Source organism: Amycolatopsis coloradensis, from assembly GCF_037997115.1.
Taxonomy (GTDB): Bacteria; Actinomycetota; Actinomycetes; order Mycobacteriales; family Pseudonocardiaceae; genus Amycolatopsis; species Amycolatopsis coloradensis_A.
Map to the genome: position 1 here is coordinate 830,966 of NZ_CP150484.1, position 14,811 is coordinate 845,776.

Below are 14,811 nucleotides of genomic sequence, written 5' to 3' on the forward strand. Positions count from 1 at the left end.
GTCGACCAGGAAACCGACGACGAGTGCGGTGATCATCGCTCACTCCTGTGCCGTCCTGGCGGCGTCGCGGCGGCGCGCGTACAGACTGGTGAACGAAACCGTGACCAGGACGGCGATGATCACGCCCAGCGACGCCGGTGTGGGGACCTGCGGAACCGACGGCCAGATCCCGTGTGCCCAGTGCAGGACCAGCTTCACCCCGATGAAGGCGAGGATGATGGCGAGGCCGTGGTTCAGGTGGACCAGCTTCGCCAGCGCCGAGTGGAGCACGAAGTACAAGGCACGCAAGCCCATCAGCGCGAAGGCGTTGGTGGCGAACACGAGGTACGGGTCTTCGGTGATGCCGTAGACCGCGGGCACCGAATCGACCGCGAACACCACATCGGTGGCGAACACCGCGACGACCACGACCGCCAGCGGGGTGAGCGCGCGGCGCCCGTGTTCACGCACGGTGAGCCGGGTGCCGTGATAGTCGTCGGTGACCGGCATCAGCCGTCGCAGCAGCCGGACCGACCGCAGCTGCGAAAGATCCAGCTCGTCCTTGCCGCCGGACATGGCCTCGCGCAGGATCTTGACCGCCGAGACGAACAGGATCACGCCGAACACGAGGAACGCCCAGGTGCCCGCCGACAGCATCGCGGCACCGGCCGCGATGAACACGCCGCGAAGCACCAGCGCGCCCACGATGCCGTACAGCAGCACGCGTTGCTGCACGGCCGCGGGGACCGCGAAGGCGGCGAGCAGCAGCATGAAGACGAACAGGTTGTCGACCGACAGGGACTTTTCGACGACGAAACCCGTCATGAACTCCAGTGCCTGGCCGCTACCGAACTCGAGCCACAGCCAGAGCCCGAACACGACCGGGAGCGCGATGTAGAAGACCGACCAGCCGACGGCCTCCCGCATCGACACCTCGTGGGGACGGCGGGTCACCACGAAATCGACGACGAGCAGCGCGACCAGGACGGCGATGCTGATCGCCCACAACCCCGGCGATCCCACGGTTGCCACGGACTCGGGCATGAAGCCTCCTCGAACTCGAAGTTCGAGGTCTCCTTCACCCCTGCGGGGCGGTCTCCCGGGGACACCAGCGGAGTGTCCGTATTGACCGGGCAGACCCTTGGGAAGTACTCCCCTCGCCGGTCCAGTATCGCACTTGGTAAAGAGTTATTAAAGGCTGGGTCAAGCCGGACCCTCCCGCAGCACGCCGCGCACCGCGTCGACGGACAGGTCGTCCCAGGGAAATTCGGCCATCCACCAGGTCGCGCCCGCCCGTTCGTAGGGCGCGAGATCCGTGCCCGCGGGGACACCGATGGCGAAGTCATACGGCTTCTCGTCGTCTTCGCGCAGTGAGGTGATCTTCTCGACCGCCTCGGCGAACTCGTCCGCGTGCGGCAGGTTCACCGGGAAGAACCCGTCGTACCGCGCGGCCCTGCGCATCGGCTTCGGCTTCCCGGGGAAGCCCGCCAGCCATACGGGAATCGGCCGCGCCGGGCGCGGCAGGAAGGTGATGTCGTCGACCGTGTAGTGCACACCGCGGTGCCGCACGGGCTCCCCCGACCAGGTCGCGGTGAGGATCTCGAGCGACTCGTCGAGCATCTCGCCGCGTTTGCGGTCGTCCACTTCGTCGCCGGTCTTCGAGAACTCGCCGCCGAAGCGGTCACTGCCGAGCCCCGCGCCGAGGATCAGCCTTCCGCCGCTCAACTGGTCGAGGGTGGCCGTTTCGCGCGCCAGCTTGACCGGACGGCGCCTGGCCAGCGGCGTGACCATCGGACCGATGGCGAGGTTCTCGGTGGCGGACGCGACGGCGGCGAGGGTGATCCACGGATCGGCGATCGCCCGCACCGGCTCATGCCACCGGACGTGGTCCCACACGAACAGGCCGTGCCAGCCCGCTTCCTCGGCTTCTGCGGCGAGACGCGCGATGATCACCGGATCGGCCAGTTCGTCGAAGATCGGCAGCCAGAGTGCTGAGCGCAGAGTCATGAGTGCGACCGTACGGACCGGCACCGACACTCGCGGCGAGTTCCCGACGTGCGCCAAGCCGTAACTCGCGTGCTTCCAGCCGTAACTCGCGTGCTTGGAGGCGGAACACACTGCACCGGGCGCGTTACGCCTCCAAGCACGCGAGTTACGGGTCTGGACACGCGAGTCGCGCCTCACCGCTTGACACGACCACTACAGTTCAACCAATACGTTGATTAACCTCGTGGTTGATTACCCTGTGGAAGAGACTTCGATGACCGACCTGACGATCACTCGCCTCCTCGACGCTCCCCGCGAGCTCGTCTTCCGGGTGTGGACCGACCCGGACCATCTCGCCCGATGGTGGGGCCCGGCAGGCTTCACCGCGAAGTCCTGCACCGTCAACCTCACCGAGGGTGGCAGGTGGCGCACCTGCATCAGCGACGGCGAGACGGAGTTCTGGGCGTCTGGCGTCTATCACGAGATAGTCCCGCCGGAGCGGCTCGTCTTCAGCTTCGCCTGGGAGGAACCGGAAGGCTCCCGCGGCCATGACACCCTCGTCACGGTCGTCCTCTCCGACCTCGATGGCAAGACCGAAATGGCTTTCCACCAGGCGATCTTCGAGACCGTGGCGGAACGCGACAGCCACGTCGAAGGCTGGCAGTCCTGCTTCAGCCGCCTCGCCACCCACCTCGCGGAGCAACGCTAGCCGAGTTCCCGCAGGACCTCCCGCGCCCGCGCCACCCCGTCCTCGTCCCGCAACCGCCCGGCGACGTACTGGGCGCCGCGGCGGTACAGCAGGTTGCCGGACAGCTCCAGCAGCCGCGCGGTCAGCGAGTCCGCGGTGAGGCCCCGGAGCGGCAGCGGTCGCGGCCCGGCACCGAGCCGGAACACCCGGTCTCCCCAGTAGGGCTGGTCGGAGAACACCGGGCAGACCAGCGCCGGGACCCCAGCGCGCAACGCGGCCGCGGTCGTGCCCGCGCCGCCGTGGTGCACCACCGCCGCCGTGCGCGGGAACAGCCACGCGTGCGGGACGTCCCCGACCGTCAGCAGATCGTCGTCGCCGGACGCGGCATCGGTACCGAGCAGGCCGCGTAACCCCGCCCGGCGCAACGCCGTGCGGACGGCGGCGAACGTCCGCTCCGCCTCCGACGGCCGCATGCTGCCGAAGCCGATGTACACCGGAGGCGGTCCGGACGCGAGGAAATCCCGCAGTCGCGGGTCCGGCCGCCACGCGGCGGGCGCCTCGAGAAACCAGTACCCGGTGACGTGCACCCTCGACGGCCAATCCTTCGGCCGTGGCACGACCGCGTCGGAAAAACCGCACAGCACCGGGGTTTCCGATCGCCGGGGTCCGCGGAGACCGGCCGCGGGCAGCCCCAGCGACCGCTCGCGCCACCGGTCCACCTCCGGCCTCAGCACCTGCCAGGCGACGGCGTCGACAGCGCGGAAACTCAACCGCCTGCCGCACGGCCCGGCCTTGGCCGCCCACGGCACCAGCGGATGCGCGAACGCCCGTGTCGGCACGCTGGGCTGGTAGTGCAGCTCGACGTCGGGGACGCCGAGCGAGGCACCCAGGTGCGCGCCGAGGAACCCGAGCGTCGGGGCGAGGACGAGGTCAGCCCCCGCCGCTCCTCCCTGGACGTCGGCCAGCAGACGCTCCATCACCGGGGCCAACGCACCGCGCAGCCCACGCAGGAAGGTCGCGGACGTGCGCCCCTCGGTCCATTCGCGTCCGCCGTCCGATCCGAGGATCTCGCTCGGGTCGGCGGAGAGCGGCGCGAAATCCAGGCCGTGCCCGGTCACCAAGGTGCGGAACCGCTCGGCCGCCAGCACCCGGACCCGGTCGCCGTCGAGACCACGCCCCAGGGCGATGCACGGCTGGACGTCGCCGCGAGAGCCCGGAGCGACGATCACGACGAGCCTGGTCATCGCTTCGCCGCCGTCAACCGGTAGCGGAGGCGGAACGGCAGGTTCGCCAGTACCGCCGCGATATGCGCGTCCCTGCCGACCAAGTACCGCGGCGCGACCCGCCGGGCGGTCAGCGCGTGGACGACGACCCTCGCCGCCCGCTCGGGCGGCACACCGTTCCGCGCGGACCGCTCCGCGCTGCGTTCGGCCTCGTCCAGTTGCGCCGCATACCTTTCCCGCGCGGCTTCCGGCAGGGCGGCACGCACTTCTCCGGCTGCGGCGCGGGCGCGCGGCCAGATCGACGTGGCGACGGCACCGGGCTCGACGAGGACGACGCCGATCCCGGACGGCGCCAGTTCGGCCCGCAGGCTGTCGGTCAAGCCGACCAGGCCGAACTTCGACGTGTGATACGGCCCGACCATCGGCCCGGCGATCCGCCCGCCCATCGACCCGACCGTCACCACCCTGGCGGCGGGCGCGGCACGCAGCGCGGGCAGCATCGCCTGCGTGACGGCCAGCTGACCGGTGACGTTGACCTCCAGCTGCTGCCGGAAGTCCTCGAGCGGGACGTGTTCCAGCGGTCCCGGCCGGGCCATCCCGGCGTTGTTCACCAGACCGCGGAGCGGGCCCGCCGCCGCGACCTTCTCACCGCACGCCGCGATCGACGCCGGATCGCGGAGATCCATCCGCAGTACGGTGACGGCCTCGCCGTGAACACGGGCGAGTTCCGTTTCGTCCGCGTCGGTACGCACACTGGCCCAGACGTGGGCGCCCCGCCGGACGAGTTCGGCCACGCACGCCCGGCCGATCCCGCTCGACGCCCCGGTGACCACAAAGGACGGACGGGTCATGTCGCCTCCCCCGGCTTCGCCGGCGCGGAAAGCGCCCGCAGCATCCTCGGCCAGGTCTTGTGCAGCTGGTCCTGCCAGTACGCCCAGTGGTGCGTGCCCGGCCCGTAGAAGTCCGTCATGACCGGGACGCCGAGCCGGTTCAGCCGATCCGCCATCGCGGTGGTCTGGCCGGAGCACAGGAATTCGAGCAGCATCGCGCCGGGCAGCACGTCGATCGGGAGTTTCCCGTCGAACGGCCCCGGCAGGCCGTTGCCCGTGGACAGATACAGCTCGGTGCCGCGAAGGCGGTCGGCGTTCACCAGCGGATCATGGGCGTCCCACCGGGACGACTCGCGCCTCCGGTCGCCCCAGAGTGCTTCGGGATCCTGCCGGGCCGAGGCGACGATCGCGCTGGTCAGCAGCTCGCCGAACGGGCCGGTGGGGTTGAGATTGCCGCTGAACGACCCGGCGAAGCGGAACACTCCCGGCCGCCGGGCGGCGAGTTCCACCGCGCCGTATCCGCCGAGCGAGAGCCCCGCCGCGACCCGCCGCCCGTCCCCGCGATAGCCGCGATCGATCAGCTGCGGGATCTCGACCGCGGTGAACGTCTCCCACTGGTTGAGCACGACGTTCTTGCCGTAATTCCACCAGTCGGAAAAGAACCCGGCGGAACCGGAACCCGGCATCACCACGAGCGCACCCGAGTCGTCGGCGAGTTTCCGGATGTCGGTATTGGCGGTCCACCCGCGGTAGTCCTGGAGGCGCGTCTCACCGGCGAGCAGGTACACCGCCGGCCACTTCCGCTCCGGATCGGCTTCCCACCTTGACGGCAGGATCAGCCGGACCATCGCGTAGCTCCCGACGCCGACCGAGCGCACGGTGAGATCCAGCATCCGCGGGTCACCGTCCACAGTGGTCTGGGCGACGACGTGCGAGCCGTCGTCGGCACGGGCGTCCGGGACACCGCTCTCGGCCCGCGCCGGTGCGGCGGCGACGCTCGGCAGCAAGCACGCCGCGACCGTCAGCGACGCGACGGCCCGCAGCCGCCTCGAAGTAGTGCGCATACGTAATCCTTTGTCCCGGTCGTTCGATCGAATTCGAAAATGTGACGGCGATTACCCGAGAAAGAAAATCAGAGGTAGCGACACGTTAAGCGGACGGACCCCTTCCAGGCAATTGTCCTGCCCACAATCCGGGAGGACAATATGAATGCCAGGGAAACAAGAAATGCACCCACCTCCCCCATCAGGGTGACCCGTCGCTCACAGACAGTAAGGAACTGTGGCACGGGAGTACCAGACCGGCTCGCATACCAGCGAAAATCCCGGAACTCGCAGGTCACACCCTGTACACGAAGGACATTTACGTTCTCTTGACACCTTCCGGTATTCGATTTCCCGTCGTAGCCTTCGTCGTGCCGCCCGGGTTCGGCGTCCCCTCACGCGACCCGGCGCCCGCGTCCCACCGAAGGGACCACACCTCCCCAAGGACCCTTCCGAAAGGGCTATTCATGGCTGCCCGAATTCGCGCGCTCGTCTTGTCCACCGCAGCGTTGGTGACCATTTCCGGCGCGCCCGGAGAATCGATTCAGGCGGCACCCGCACCGCCTTCCCCCACGGTTCCGACCGCCGCCCTGCTGCCTCCGGAAACCGTCCCGAACGCGTCCGCGCGCGACGGTTTCGACGTCGCGTCGGCACTGTCCACCTCGGACCGCGGGCGGAGCGGCAGGGTCGACGTCGGCGGATGCGAGGACGTCGTCCACGGCAGGTTGGTCGGCGCCGGTGCCACCGGCCAGGGCTTCCAGTCCGCCGTGCCCGGCGGCCAGGTCTCCGAACTCGTCGCGCGCACGACGAACCCGCCCGATCTGGCGGCATGGGCCGCGCAGGCCGGGCGGTGCTCGAAGGTGACGGTCGACGACGCGGCCGGTACCGCGGTGTCGACCGTCACCGTCCACCCCGCTCCCGCCGTTCCGGGGGCGAGAACCCTTTCCTACCAACAACTCTTGACGCTACCCGGCCAGCCCTCCGAGCTGCCGGGGCTGCGTCTGCGCACCGTCGCCATCGCCGCCGACGACGTACTGGTCGTGCTTCGTGACGCCGGAACGACCGGCCTCGATCTCGACGCCCTCGCCGTCGCCGCCTGGCGGCACGCCGCAGGGCCGCTCGGCCGCTGAATCCCCGCACCCCGACCCATCCCCGAGGAGTTGCCATGTCCCTGGCCCCCGAAAACCTGCCCGCCACGGCCGGCCCCACCCTCCCCGACTGCCTCCGGCATTGGGCGGACAGCGACGGCGACCGGGCCGCGCTGACCTTCGCCGACTTCTCGGCCGATCGCGCCGGACGCCGGAGGACGCTGAGCTGGCGGCTACTCCAAGAGCGCGTCGACGCCGTCGCGGCGGCTCTCCCCGTCGGGCCCGGTGACCGGGTGGCGGTGCTGTGCCCGCAGAGCGCCGATTACGTCGTCGCCTTCCTCGGCGCGATCACCGCGGGCGCGATCGCCGTGCCGCTGTTCGATCCCGGGTTGCCCGGGCACGCCGGACGGCTCGCCGCGGTGCTGACCGACTGCTCCCCCACCGCGGTCGTCACCACGTCCGCGTCGGTGGACGCGGTCCGCGAGTTCCTGGTGGGCCTGCCCGGCGGCGAGCGCGTCGCCGTCGTCGCGGCCGACAAGCCCACCGGGCCCGGCCGCGCCTGGCCCGCCCCGGCCCCGGCACCGGACGACGTGGCGTACCTGCAGTACACGTCCGGTTCGACCCGCAGCCCGGCGGGAGTGGTGCTGACCCACGCGAACGTGCTCGCCAACGTCAGCCAGGCGGTGCACGGACTCGGGATCGACCCGGCCGGGACCACGGTGTCGTGGCTGCCGCTGTTCCACGACATGGGTCTCGTCCTCGGTCTGATCACGCCACTGGCCATGGGCATGCGGTCGGTACTGATGGACCCGCTGGCCTTCATCGAGCGTCCGGTGCGCTGGCTGGAGTTGCTCGGCGACCACAACGCGAGCTGGAGCGCCGCCCCGAACTTCGCGTTCCACTACGCCGCGAGCCGGGTGCGCGAGGAGGACCGCGCCAAGCTCCGCCTCGACCGCGTCGCCGCGATCGTCAACGGCGCGGAGCCGATCAACCCCGGAGTGCTCGACCGGTTCCATGACACCTTCGCCGAAGCCGGGTACACCCCGGACAAGACGCGGCCCGCGTACGGGCTGGCCGAAGCGACCGTCTTCGTCACCACTGGCCCCGGTGTTCCCCCGCGTGTCACCACGTTCGACCGCGTCGCGCTGGGCGCGGGAACGGCGCGGCGGGCGGACACCGGTCTCCGGCTCGTCGCCTGCGGTGTCCCGGTGGGTCAGCTTGTGGCGCTGGTCGACCCGGAAACCGGCGTCGCGCTCGAAGACGGCGCGGTCGGCGAGATCTGGGTCCACGGACCCAACGTCGGCACCGGCTACTGGCAGAAACCGTTGGAGAGCACCGAAACCTTCGGCGCCCGGTTGACGGGCGACCACGGGGAACTTCCGGCTGGTCCGTGGCTGCGCACCGGCGACCTCGGCGTCCGGCACGACGGTGAGGTCTACATCGCGGGACGGATCAAGGACCTGCTCATCGTCGACGGCCGCAACCACTACCCGCAGGACGTCGAAGCGACCGCCGCCTCGGCCGACCGCGACATCCGCCCCGGCAGTGTCGCCGCGTTCGCCGTCGAAGGCACCGACACCGAAGCCGCGGTGGTCGTCGCCGAGCACCGCGGTCACACCGCGCTGACCACGGAGGACGAACGAGCCCTCGCCGCCTCGATCCGGCGGCTGGTTTCCGACGCGCACGGCCTCGCCCTGCGTGACGTCGTGCTCGTCCCGGCGGGCCTGGTCCCGCGGACCTCCAGCGGCAAGATCGCGCGGAGCGCCTGCCGCGACCGCTACCTCGCCGGCGATTACGGAAAGGCCTTGGTGCGATGAGAAACCCGACGTTCGACGCCCCGGCGCTGCGCCGCTGGCTGCTCGACACCGTCGCCGAGCACACCGGTGTCGACGCGGCCCGGCTCGAAGCCGACCGCCCGCTCAGCGACTACGGCCTGTCCTCCCGCCAGGCCGTCGGGATCGCCGCCGACCTCGAAGATCTGCTCGGCACCCCGCTCCCGGCCACCCTGCTGTGGGAGAGCCCGACCATCGATCACCTGGCCCGCTCGCTCACCGGCGGTACGGAGCCCGAGCCGGCGCAGACGGGCACGGACCGCCGCCGGACCGACCCGATCGCCGTCGTCGGGCTCGGCTGCCGGTGGCCAGGCGCGGACGGCCTCGACGAGTTCTGGGATCTGCTGCGCAGCGGACGGGACGCCGTCCGGACCGCTCCGCCGGGCCGCTGGGACGCCGACGCGGCCCCGATCGTCGGCGGCTTCCTCGACGACGTGGCCGGTTTCGACGCCGACCACTTCGGCATCACCCCGCGCGAGGCGTCCACAATGGATCCGCAACAGCGGATGCTGCTGGAGGTCGCCTGGGCCGCGCTCGAACACGCCGGGATCGCCCCGGCCACCCTGCGCGGCAGCCGGACCGGCGTGTTCACCGGGATCTCGACCCACGACTACGGGCATCTCACGATGTCGCGCGGTGGCGTCGATCTCTGGACCGCGACCGGCGCGGCCGGGAGCATCGCGGCCAACCGGCTCTCCTACGTCTACGACCTGCGCGGGCCGAGCATGGCGGTGGACACCGCTTGCTCCTCGTCACTGGTCGCGGTGCACCACGCGGTGCGCGCGCTGCGCGACGGCGAGGCGGATCTGGCCTTGGCCGGCGGAGTGAACCTCATGCTGCTGCCCGGTCCGACCGCCGCGTTCGCCGCCGCCGGCCTGCTCGCCGGGGACGGGCGGTGCAAGACGTTCGCCGCGGACGCCGACGGCATCGCGCGTGCCGAAGGCTGCGGCGTCGTCGTGCTCAAGCGGCTGACGGACGCCGAGTACGACGGCGACCGGGTGCTGGCGGTGATCCGCTCCACCGCGGTCAACTCCGACGGCCGGTCACAAGGTATGGCGGCACCGAACCCCGTCGCCCAGCAGGACATGCTGCGCACGGCGTACCACGGCGCCCGGCTCGATCCGTCCACTGTGGACTACGTCGAGGCACACGGCACCGGCACGCTGCTCGGTGACCCGATCGAGGCCCGCTCGCTCGGCGCCGTGCTCGGCAAGGACCGCCCGGCAGACGCCCCGCTGCTGATCGGCTCGGTGAAGACGAACATCGCGCACGCGGAGGCGGCCGCGGGGATCGCCGGGCTGATCAAGGTCGTCCTGGCGATGACCAGGGACGAATTGCCACCACAGCTGCATTTCACCGCCCCCAATCCGCACATCCCGTTCGACGACCTGCGCCTGAAGGTGGTCACCGAGCCGACGCCGTGGCCACGCCGGTCCGGCCGTGCCACGGCGGGAGTGTCCGCGTTCGGGTTCGGCGGGACCAACGCGCACGTCGTCCTCGAACAGGCGCCGCCGCTGGAACCGGTGCCGGATCGGGCCGACGTCCGGATCGGACTGCTGTCCGCGCGCACCCGCGACCGCCTCACCGAACGGGCGGCGCAGCTGGCGGACTGGCTGGACTCCACGCCGTCGCTTTCCCTCGCCGACATCACCCACACGTTGTCCCGGCGTGACAACGGCGGATCGCACCGTGCCGCCGTCGTGGCAGGCGACACCGCCGAACTGGCGGCACTGCTGCGGGCCGTCGGTTCCGGCGCCGATCCGCTTCCCGCGGGCGCCGTCACCGGCACCGCCGTGAGCACCGGCGGCCCGGTCTTCGTGTTCTCCGGTCACGGCTCGCAGTGGCCGGGGATGGGGCAAGGGCTGCTGCGCGCCGAACCCGCGTTCGCCGCGCAGGTCGACAAGCTGCACGACCTGTTCACCGAGCACACCGGCCGCTCGCTTCGCGCGCTGCTCACCAGCGCGGACCCCCTGTCCCTGCCCGAAACCCAAACGGCCATCTTCGGGACGCAGGTGGCGCTGGCCGGCCAATGGGAAGCACTCGGGGTCCGGCCATCGGCCGTCGTCGGGCACTCGCTCGGCTCCGCGGCCGCCGCCGTGGTGAGCGGCGTGCTCACCCCCGACGAGGCCGTCCACCTGGTCGCGACCCGTGCCCGGCTGCTGGGCACCCTCGGCCCGGGTGGCACGATGGCGGCGGTCGAACTGGCGCCGGAGGAACTGGAGCTGTACCCCGACATCGAACTCGCCGTCGAATCCGCGCCCGGGCAGCTGACCGTGGCCGGAGACGCGACCGTGCTCGACCTGCTCGTCGCGGAACTCGAAGCCGCCGGGCTGGCCGCGCGGCGGCTGCCGGTCGAGGTCGCCGGGCATTCCGCCCGCGTCGATCCGGTGCTGCCCGCGCTCCGGGAGGCGCTCGTCGAACTGGGCGGCCGTCGTCCGACGGTGCCTTGGTACGACACGGTTCTGGCCGATCCGCGGGAGTTGCCGGACTTCGACGCCGGGTACTGGGCGGCGCACCTGCGCCGTCCGGTGCGGTTCCGCCAGGCCGTGGCGGCCGCCGCCGCGGACGGGCACCGTGTCTTCCTGGAGGTGTCGCCGCATCCGATCCTCCGGGGCTCGGTGGCGAGAACCCTCGAAGCCGAGGGGATCCACGACGCCGTCGTCACGGGAACCCTGCGCCGGGGCCAGGACGAGGTCCGCACGCTGGGCGCCGCCGCGGCCGGGTTGTACTGCGCGGGCACCCGGATCACCACCGCCGATCCGGACGACGGTGCCCGGCTGGTCGACGTCCCGCCGATTCCGTGGCGGCACGAACGCCACTGGTACACCACCGCCGAAGCACCACCGGCGTTCGCGGCACGCACGCCGGAACCCGAACCGGTGCGCACCGCCGGGGGCGACCGGCTGACCGAGATCGTCGCCGCCGTCATGGGACTGCGTCCCGATCGCCTCGACGCCGACGTCCCGCTGGTGGAACTCGGGCTGGATTCCCTGATGGCGAACAGGATCAGGGAAGCCGTCCGCCGGGAGTTCGGCACGGAACCCGACGCCGTCAGCGTCCTCCGCGGCGCCACCCTCGCCGATCTCAGCCGCGATCTCGCGCCCCGGGAGAACGAGGAACCGTTGCCGTCCCGTGGCCGAGCCTGGGACGCGGCGGATCGCCTCGTCCTGCGCCTGTGGCAGGAGCACACCGGGACGGAAGCGACCGGTACGCAGATTCGGCTGACCGAGACCGGCACACCCGACCGGCTGGCCGAACTGCTCGCCGAGGGGCTCAGCACCGAACTCGACACGCCGGTCACCGCCGCCGAACTCCGGCGGCACGACTCGCTCGCGGCCATCGCCGACGTCGCCCGCGCCATCCTCGACACGAGGGAGGAGCGGGGGCCGGTGCACGTCCTCGCTCCCGGCGAAACGGGGGTCGCGCCGCTGCTGCTGTTCCACCCCGGAGGCAGCACCTGCACCGTGTACCGGCCGCTGCTGGACCGGTTGCCCACCTCGGTGCCGTGCGTCGGGTTCGAACGCGTTCCCGGGGTCAGCATCGAAGATCGGGTCGAGCAGTTGCTGCCGTTGGTGCGAGCTCAGCGTCGCGACCGGCCGTACCGGCTGGCGGGCTGGTCGTTCGGCGGGGCGCTGGCCTACGGCGTCGCCGCGCGGCTCGCCGAAGAAGGCGAAGAGGTCGAGTTCGTCGCGCTGATCGACACCATGCTCCCGCTCCCGGAGCCGGACCTCGATCCGAGGGCGTCGTCCGCCCGGCGGTTCCTGCGGTTCACCGGCTACGTCGAGGGAACCTACGGCCGCGAAGTGCGGCTCGGTCACGAAGAGTTGGCTCCGTTGCCCGAAGAGGAGCAGATCGAGCTGACCATGCGGCGCGTCGCCGAGGCGGGCTTGCTCAGCCCCGGCGTACTCCGGCACCAGCGTCAATCCTTTTTGGACACGCTGGCGGCCGAACGCGGTACGCCCCGCCGTTACGACGGACGGGTCGTGCTCTACCGGGCGACCGAGCAGTACGCGGCCGGGCTGGCGATGGAGCCCCGGTACTCGCGCACGGATCTCGCGGCGGGCTGGGCGGAGTTGTGCCCGGGGCTGGAGATCGTGCCGGTCGAGGCGCATCACCTGTCGGTCGTCGACCCGCCCCACGTCGATGTCGTGGCGAGGCATCTGACGGGACTCCTGTGACCACGGCCCGGGCCGAGCGAGCGGTCGACCGCGCCTGGCCGCTGCTGGCGGTACTCGGCGCCGGGCTCTTCCTCGTCGCGGTCGACGCGACCGTGCTGCACGTCGCGTTGCCCGACCTCGTCCGGCAGCTGCGGCCCGGCGCGGCGGCTCAGGTGTGGATCGTGGCGATCTACCCGCTGACCGCCGCGCCGCTGCTGCTGCCGTTCGGGACCCTCGGCGACCGGTACGGACGGCGACGCGTGCTGGTCACCGGGTACGTCGTGTTCGGGATCGCGTCGCTGGGCTGCGCGTTCGCGCCGAACGTCCCGGCACTGCTGGGATTCCGCGCGTTGCTCGGCTGTGGCGGCGCGATGATCATGCCGGTGACGATGTCGCTGCTGCGCGAACTGTTCCCGGAGCAGAAGCATCGCCGCACGGCGATCGCGGTGTGCAGCGGGATCGCGGGCACCGGATCGGTGTTCGGGCCGATCCTCGGCGGAGTGCTCGTCGAGGCATGGGGCTGGCGGGCGACGTTCCTGCTGAATCCGCCGGTGATCCTGGCGGCGGTCGTGCTGGCACTGCGGTGGCTCCCCCGGAACCCTCCGGGACGGGGCTCGTGGGACGCGCTCAGCGCCACCCTCGCCGCGGGCGGTGTCCTCGGGATCGCTTTCGCCGTCGGGCATCCGGGCGCGTGGCCCACGGCCGTCGCGTCTGGTGCGACCGGATGTGTCCTCATCGGACTGTTCCTGCGCCGCCAGCGCCGGACCGATCCGCCGCTGCTGGACCTCACCCTGTTCCGGCGGCCGGGAGTGCGTGCCGCGGTGGGCGGGGTGCTGCTGGTGATGAGCACACTGGTCGGGCTGGGCCTGCTGTTCGCCCAGTACCTACAGGTGGTGCTCGGGCTTTCGCCCACCGCGGCGGCGAGCCGGTTGCTCTTGGTGCTGGGCGCTTCTGCCGTCGGCAGTGTCGTTACCCCGTCGCTGCTGGGACGCTATGGCAACGCGCGGGTCCGCACGGCCGGGTTCGCCGTCGCGGCGGTGTCGTTGCTGGTCCCGGCGGCGGGATCGGCCGCGCTCACGTCGCCGGTGCTGCTCGGCGCCGGGCTGACGGGGCTGGGCCTGGGGATGGCTCTCGCGCTCACGTCGAGCACCGACACCCTGCTTTCGGCGACTTCGGCGGACCAGGCAGGCGGCGCCGCGGCGGTGGAGAAGACGGGCTACGAACTGGGCGCGGGCTTCGGGACGACGGTGTTCGGTTCCCTGGCCGCCGCGGTGTACGCGGGGCACTTGGCCGTCCCTGCCGGTGTACCGGAACCGGCGCGGCAACTGGCCTTGTCGGGGCCCGCTCAAGCCGAAGCGGCCACGTCCGGTCTCACGCCGCGTTTGGCCGGCGAGTTACTCGATGCCGCGAAGGCCGCCTGCACCACAGGATTGCAGGTGTCGGCGGCCGTCGCCTGTGGACTGTTCGTGGTGGCCGTCGTCGTCAGCGCGGGCGTGCCTCGTCGGTGAACTGCTCGGCGAACTCCCCGGTCGGCGGGATCTCCTGGATCACGTCGATCAGCACGCCGTTGGGGTCGGCGACGATGAAGTGCCGCTGCCCGAAATCCTCGCTGCGCAAGGAAAGCGCCTCGGGCAGCCCCGCCTCCACGATCAGCCGCCGGTGCTCGGCGTCGACGTCATCGACCTCGAAGTTCAGCAACAGTCCCTGCACGGGTTTGCCCGCTCCGGCGGGAATGGTCTCGTGCCCGGGGGCGAGGATCGCCAGCTCCCACTCGCCGCGTTTGAGGCTGACATACCAGTCGGCTTCGAAGGTGAGCTCGAAGCTGAAGTGGTCACAGTAGAAGTCCCGTGTTTCGGTGATCTTCTCGGTCATGAGAACGGGGTAGAAGCTGGTCAGACGCATGATGCCACCTTGCTCACGAACAATACCGACCGTCGGTTTGTTTCTCTGAAGTTAGCCAACCGACGGTCGGTATGTCAAGATTC

At 71.1% G+C, this 14,811-nt stretch carries 11 protein-coding genes; 5 read left to right on the top strand and 6 right to left on the bottom strand.

Translation table 11 applies throughout. The features are described 5' to 3' along the window. Nucleotides 1–39 precede the first annotated feature (39 nt). Together LCL61_RS03770 and LCL61_RS03775 are read right to left on the bottom strand one after the other, a co-directional pair. Nucleotides 40–1,023, bottom strand: a complete 984-nt coding sequence (locus LCL61_RS03770) for a TerC/Alx family metal homeostasis membrane protein (RefSeq protein ID WP_340685526.1) — start codon at nucleotides 1,021–1,023, stop codon at nucleotides 40–42. Nucleotides 1,024–1,182: 159 nt separating this feature from the next. Then, nucleotides 1,183–1,986: an LLM class flavin-dependent oxidoreductase gene (locus LCL61_RS03775; RefSeq protein ID WP_340685527.1), complete on the bottom strand. Its 804-nt coding sequence runs from the start codon at nucleotides 1,984–1,986 to the stop codon at nucleotides 1,183–1,185. A gap of 253 nt (nucleotides 1,987–2,239) precedes the next feature. Here LCL61_RS03775 and LCL61_RS03780 point away from each other — a divergent pair, with 253 nt between their 5' ends. After that, on the top strand, nucleotides 2,240–2,674 hold the full coding sequence (locus LCL61_RS03780; protein ID WP_340685528.1) for an SRPBCC domain-containing protein: 435 nt from the start codon (nucleotides 2,240–2,242) through the stop codon (nucleotides 2,672–2,674). On the opposite strand, the gene LCL61_RS03785 is transcribed toward LCL61_RS03780, so the two are convergent. The 3 genes from LCL61_RS03785 to LCL61_RS03795 are packed head-to-tail and all read right to left on the bottom strand — an operon-like array spanning nucleotide 2,671 to nucleotide 5,770. After that, nucleotides 2,671–3,897: a glycosyltransferase gene (locus LCL61_RS03785; RefSeq protein ID WP_340685529.1), complete on the bottom strand. Its 1,227-nt coding sequence runs from the start codon at nucleotides 3,895–3,897 to the stop codon at nucleotides 2,671–2,673. The genes LCL61_RS03780 and LCL61_RS03785 overlap by 4 nt on opposite strands. Continuing rightward, nucleotides 3,894–4,727, bottom strand: a complete 834-nt coding sequence (locus LCL61_RS03790) for an SDR family NAD(P)-dependent oxidoreductase (protein WP_340685530.1) — start codon at nucleotides 4,725–4,727, stop codon at nucleotides 3,894–3,896. The genes LCL61_RS03785 and LCL61_RS03790 overlap by 4 nt, the downstream gene beginning before the upstream one ends. Next, nucleotides 4,724–5,770 carry an alpha/beta hydrolase family protein gene (locus LCL61_RS03795; protein WP_340685531.1) on the bottom strand — a complete coding sequence of 349 codons (1,047 nt, stop codon included), beginning with the start codon at nucleotides 5,768–5,770 and terminating at the stop codon, nucleotides 4,724–4,726. The genes LCL61_RS03790 and LCL61_RS03795 overlap by 4 nt, the downstream gene beginning before the upstream one ends. Before the next feature lie 446 nt (nucleotides 5,771–6,216). On the opposite strand from LCL61_RS03795, the gene LCL61_RS03800 reads away from it, so the two are divergent. The 4 genes from LCL61_RS03800 to LCL61_RS03815 are packed head-to-tail and all read left to right on the top strand — an operon-like array spanning nucleotide 6,217 to nucleotide 14,334. After that, entirely contained in the window at nucleotides 6,217–6,879 is a 663-nt protein-coding gene (locus LCL61_RS03800; protein ID WP_340685532.1) for a hypothetical protein, read from the top strand. Between the two features lie 35 nt (nucleotides 6,880–6,914). After that, on the top strand, nucleotides 6,915–8,654 hold the full coding sequence (locus tag LCL61_RS03805; RefSeq protein WP_340685533.1) for a fatty acyl-AMP ligase: 1,740 nt from the start codon (nucleotides 6,915–6,917) through the stop codon (nucleotides 8,652–8,654). Then, nucleotides 8,651–12,847, top strand: a complete 4,197-nt coding sequence (locus tag LCL61_RS03810) for a beta-ketoacyl synthase N-terminal-like domain-containing protein (protein ID WP_340685534.1) — start codon at nucleotides 8,651–8,653, stop codon at nucleotides 12,845–12,847. The genes LCL61_RS03805 and LCL61_RS03810 overlap by 4 nt, the downstream gene beginning before the upstream one ends. After that, entirely contained in the window at nucleotides 12,844–14,334 is a 1,491-nt protein-coding gene (locus LCL61_RS03815; protein ID WP_340685535.1) for an MFS transporter, read from the top strand. Before LCL61_RS03810 ends, LCL61_RS03815 begins: the two co-directional genes overlap by 4 nt. On the opposite strand, the gene LCL61_RS03820 is transcribed toward LCL61_RS03815, so the two are convergent. Continuing rightward, on the bottom strand, nucleotides 14,309–14,728 hold the full coding sequence (locus tag LCL61_RS03820) for a VOC family protein (protein WP_340685536.1): 420 nt from the start codon (nucleotides 14,726–14,728) through the stop codon (nucleotides 14,309–14,311). The two genes, LCL61_RS03815 and LCL61_RS03820, sit on opposite strands and share 26 nt — an antisense overlap. Nucleotides 14,729–14,811 lie beyond the last annotated feature (83 nt).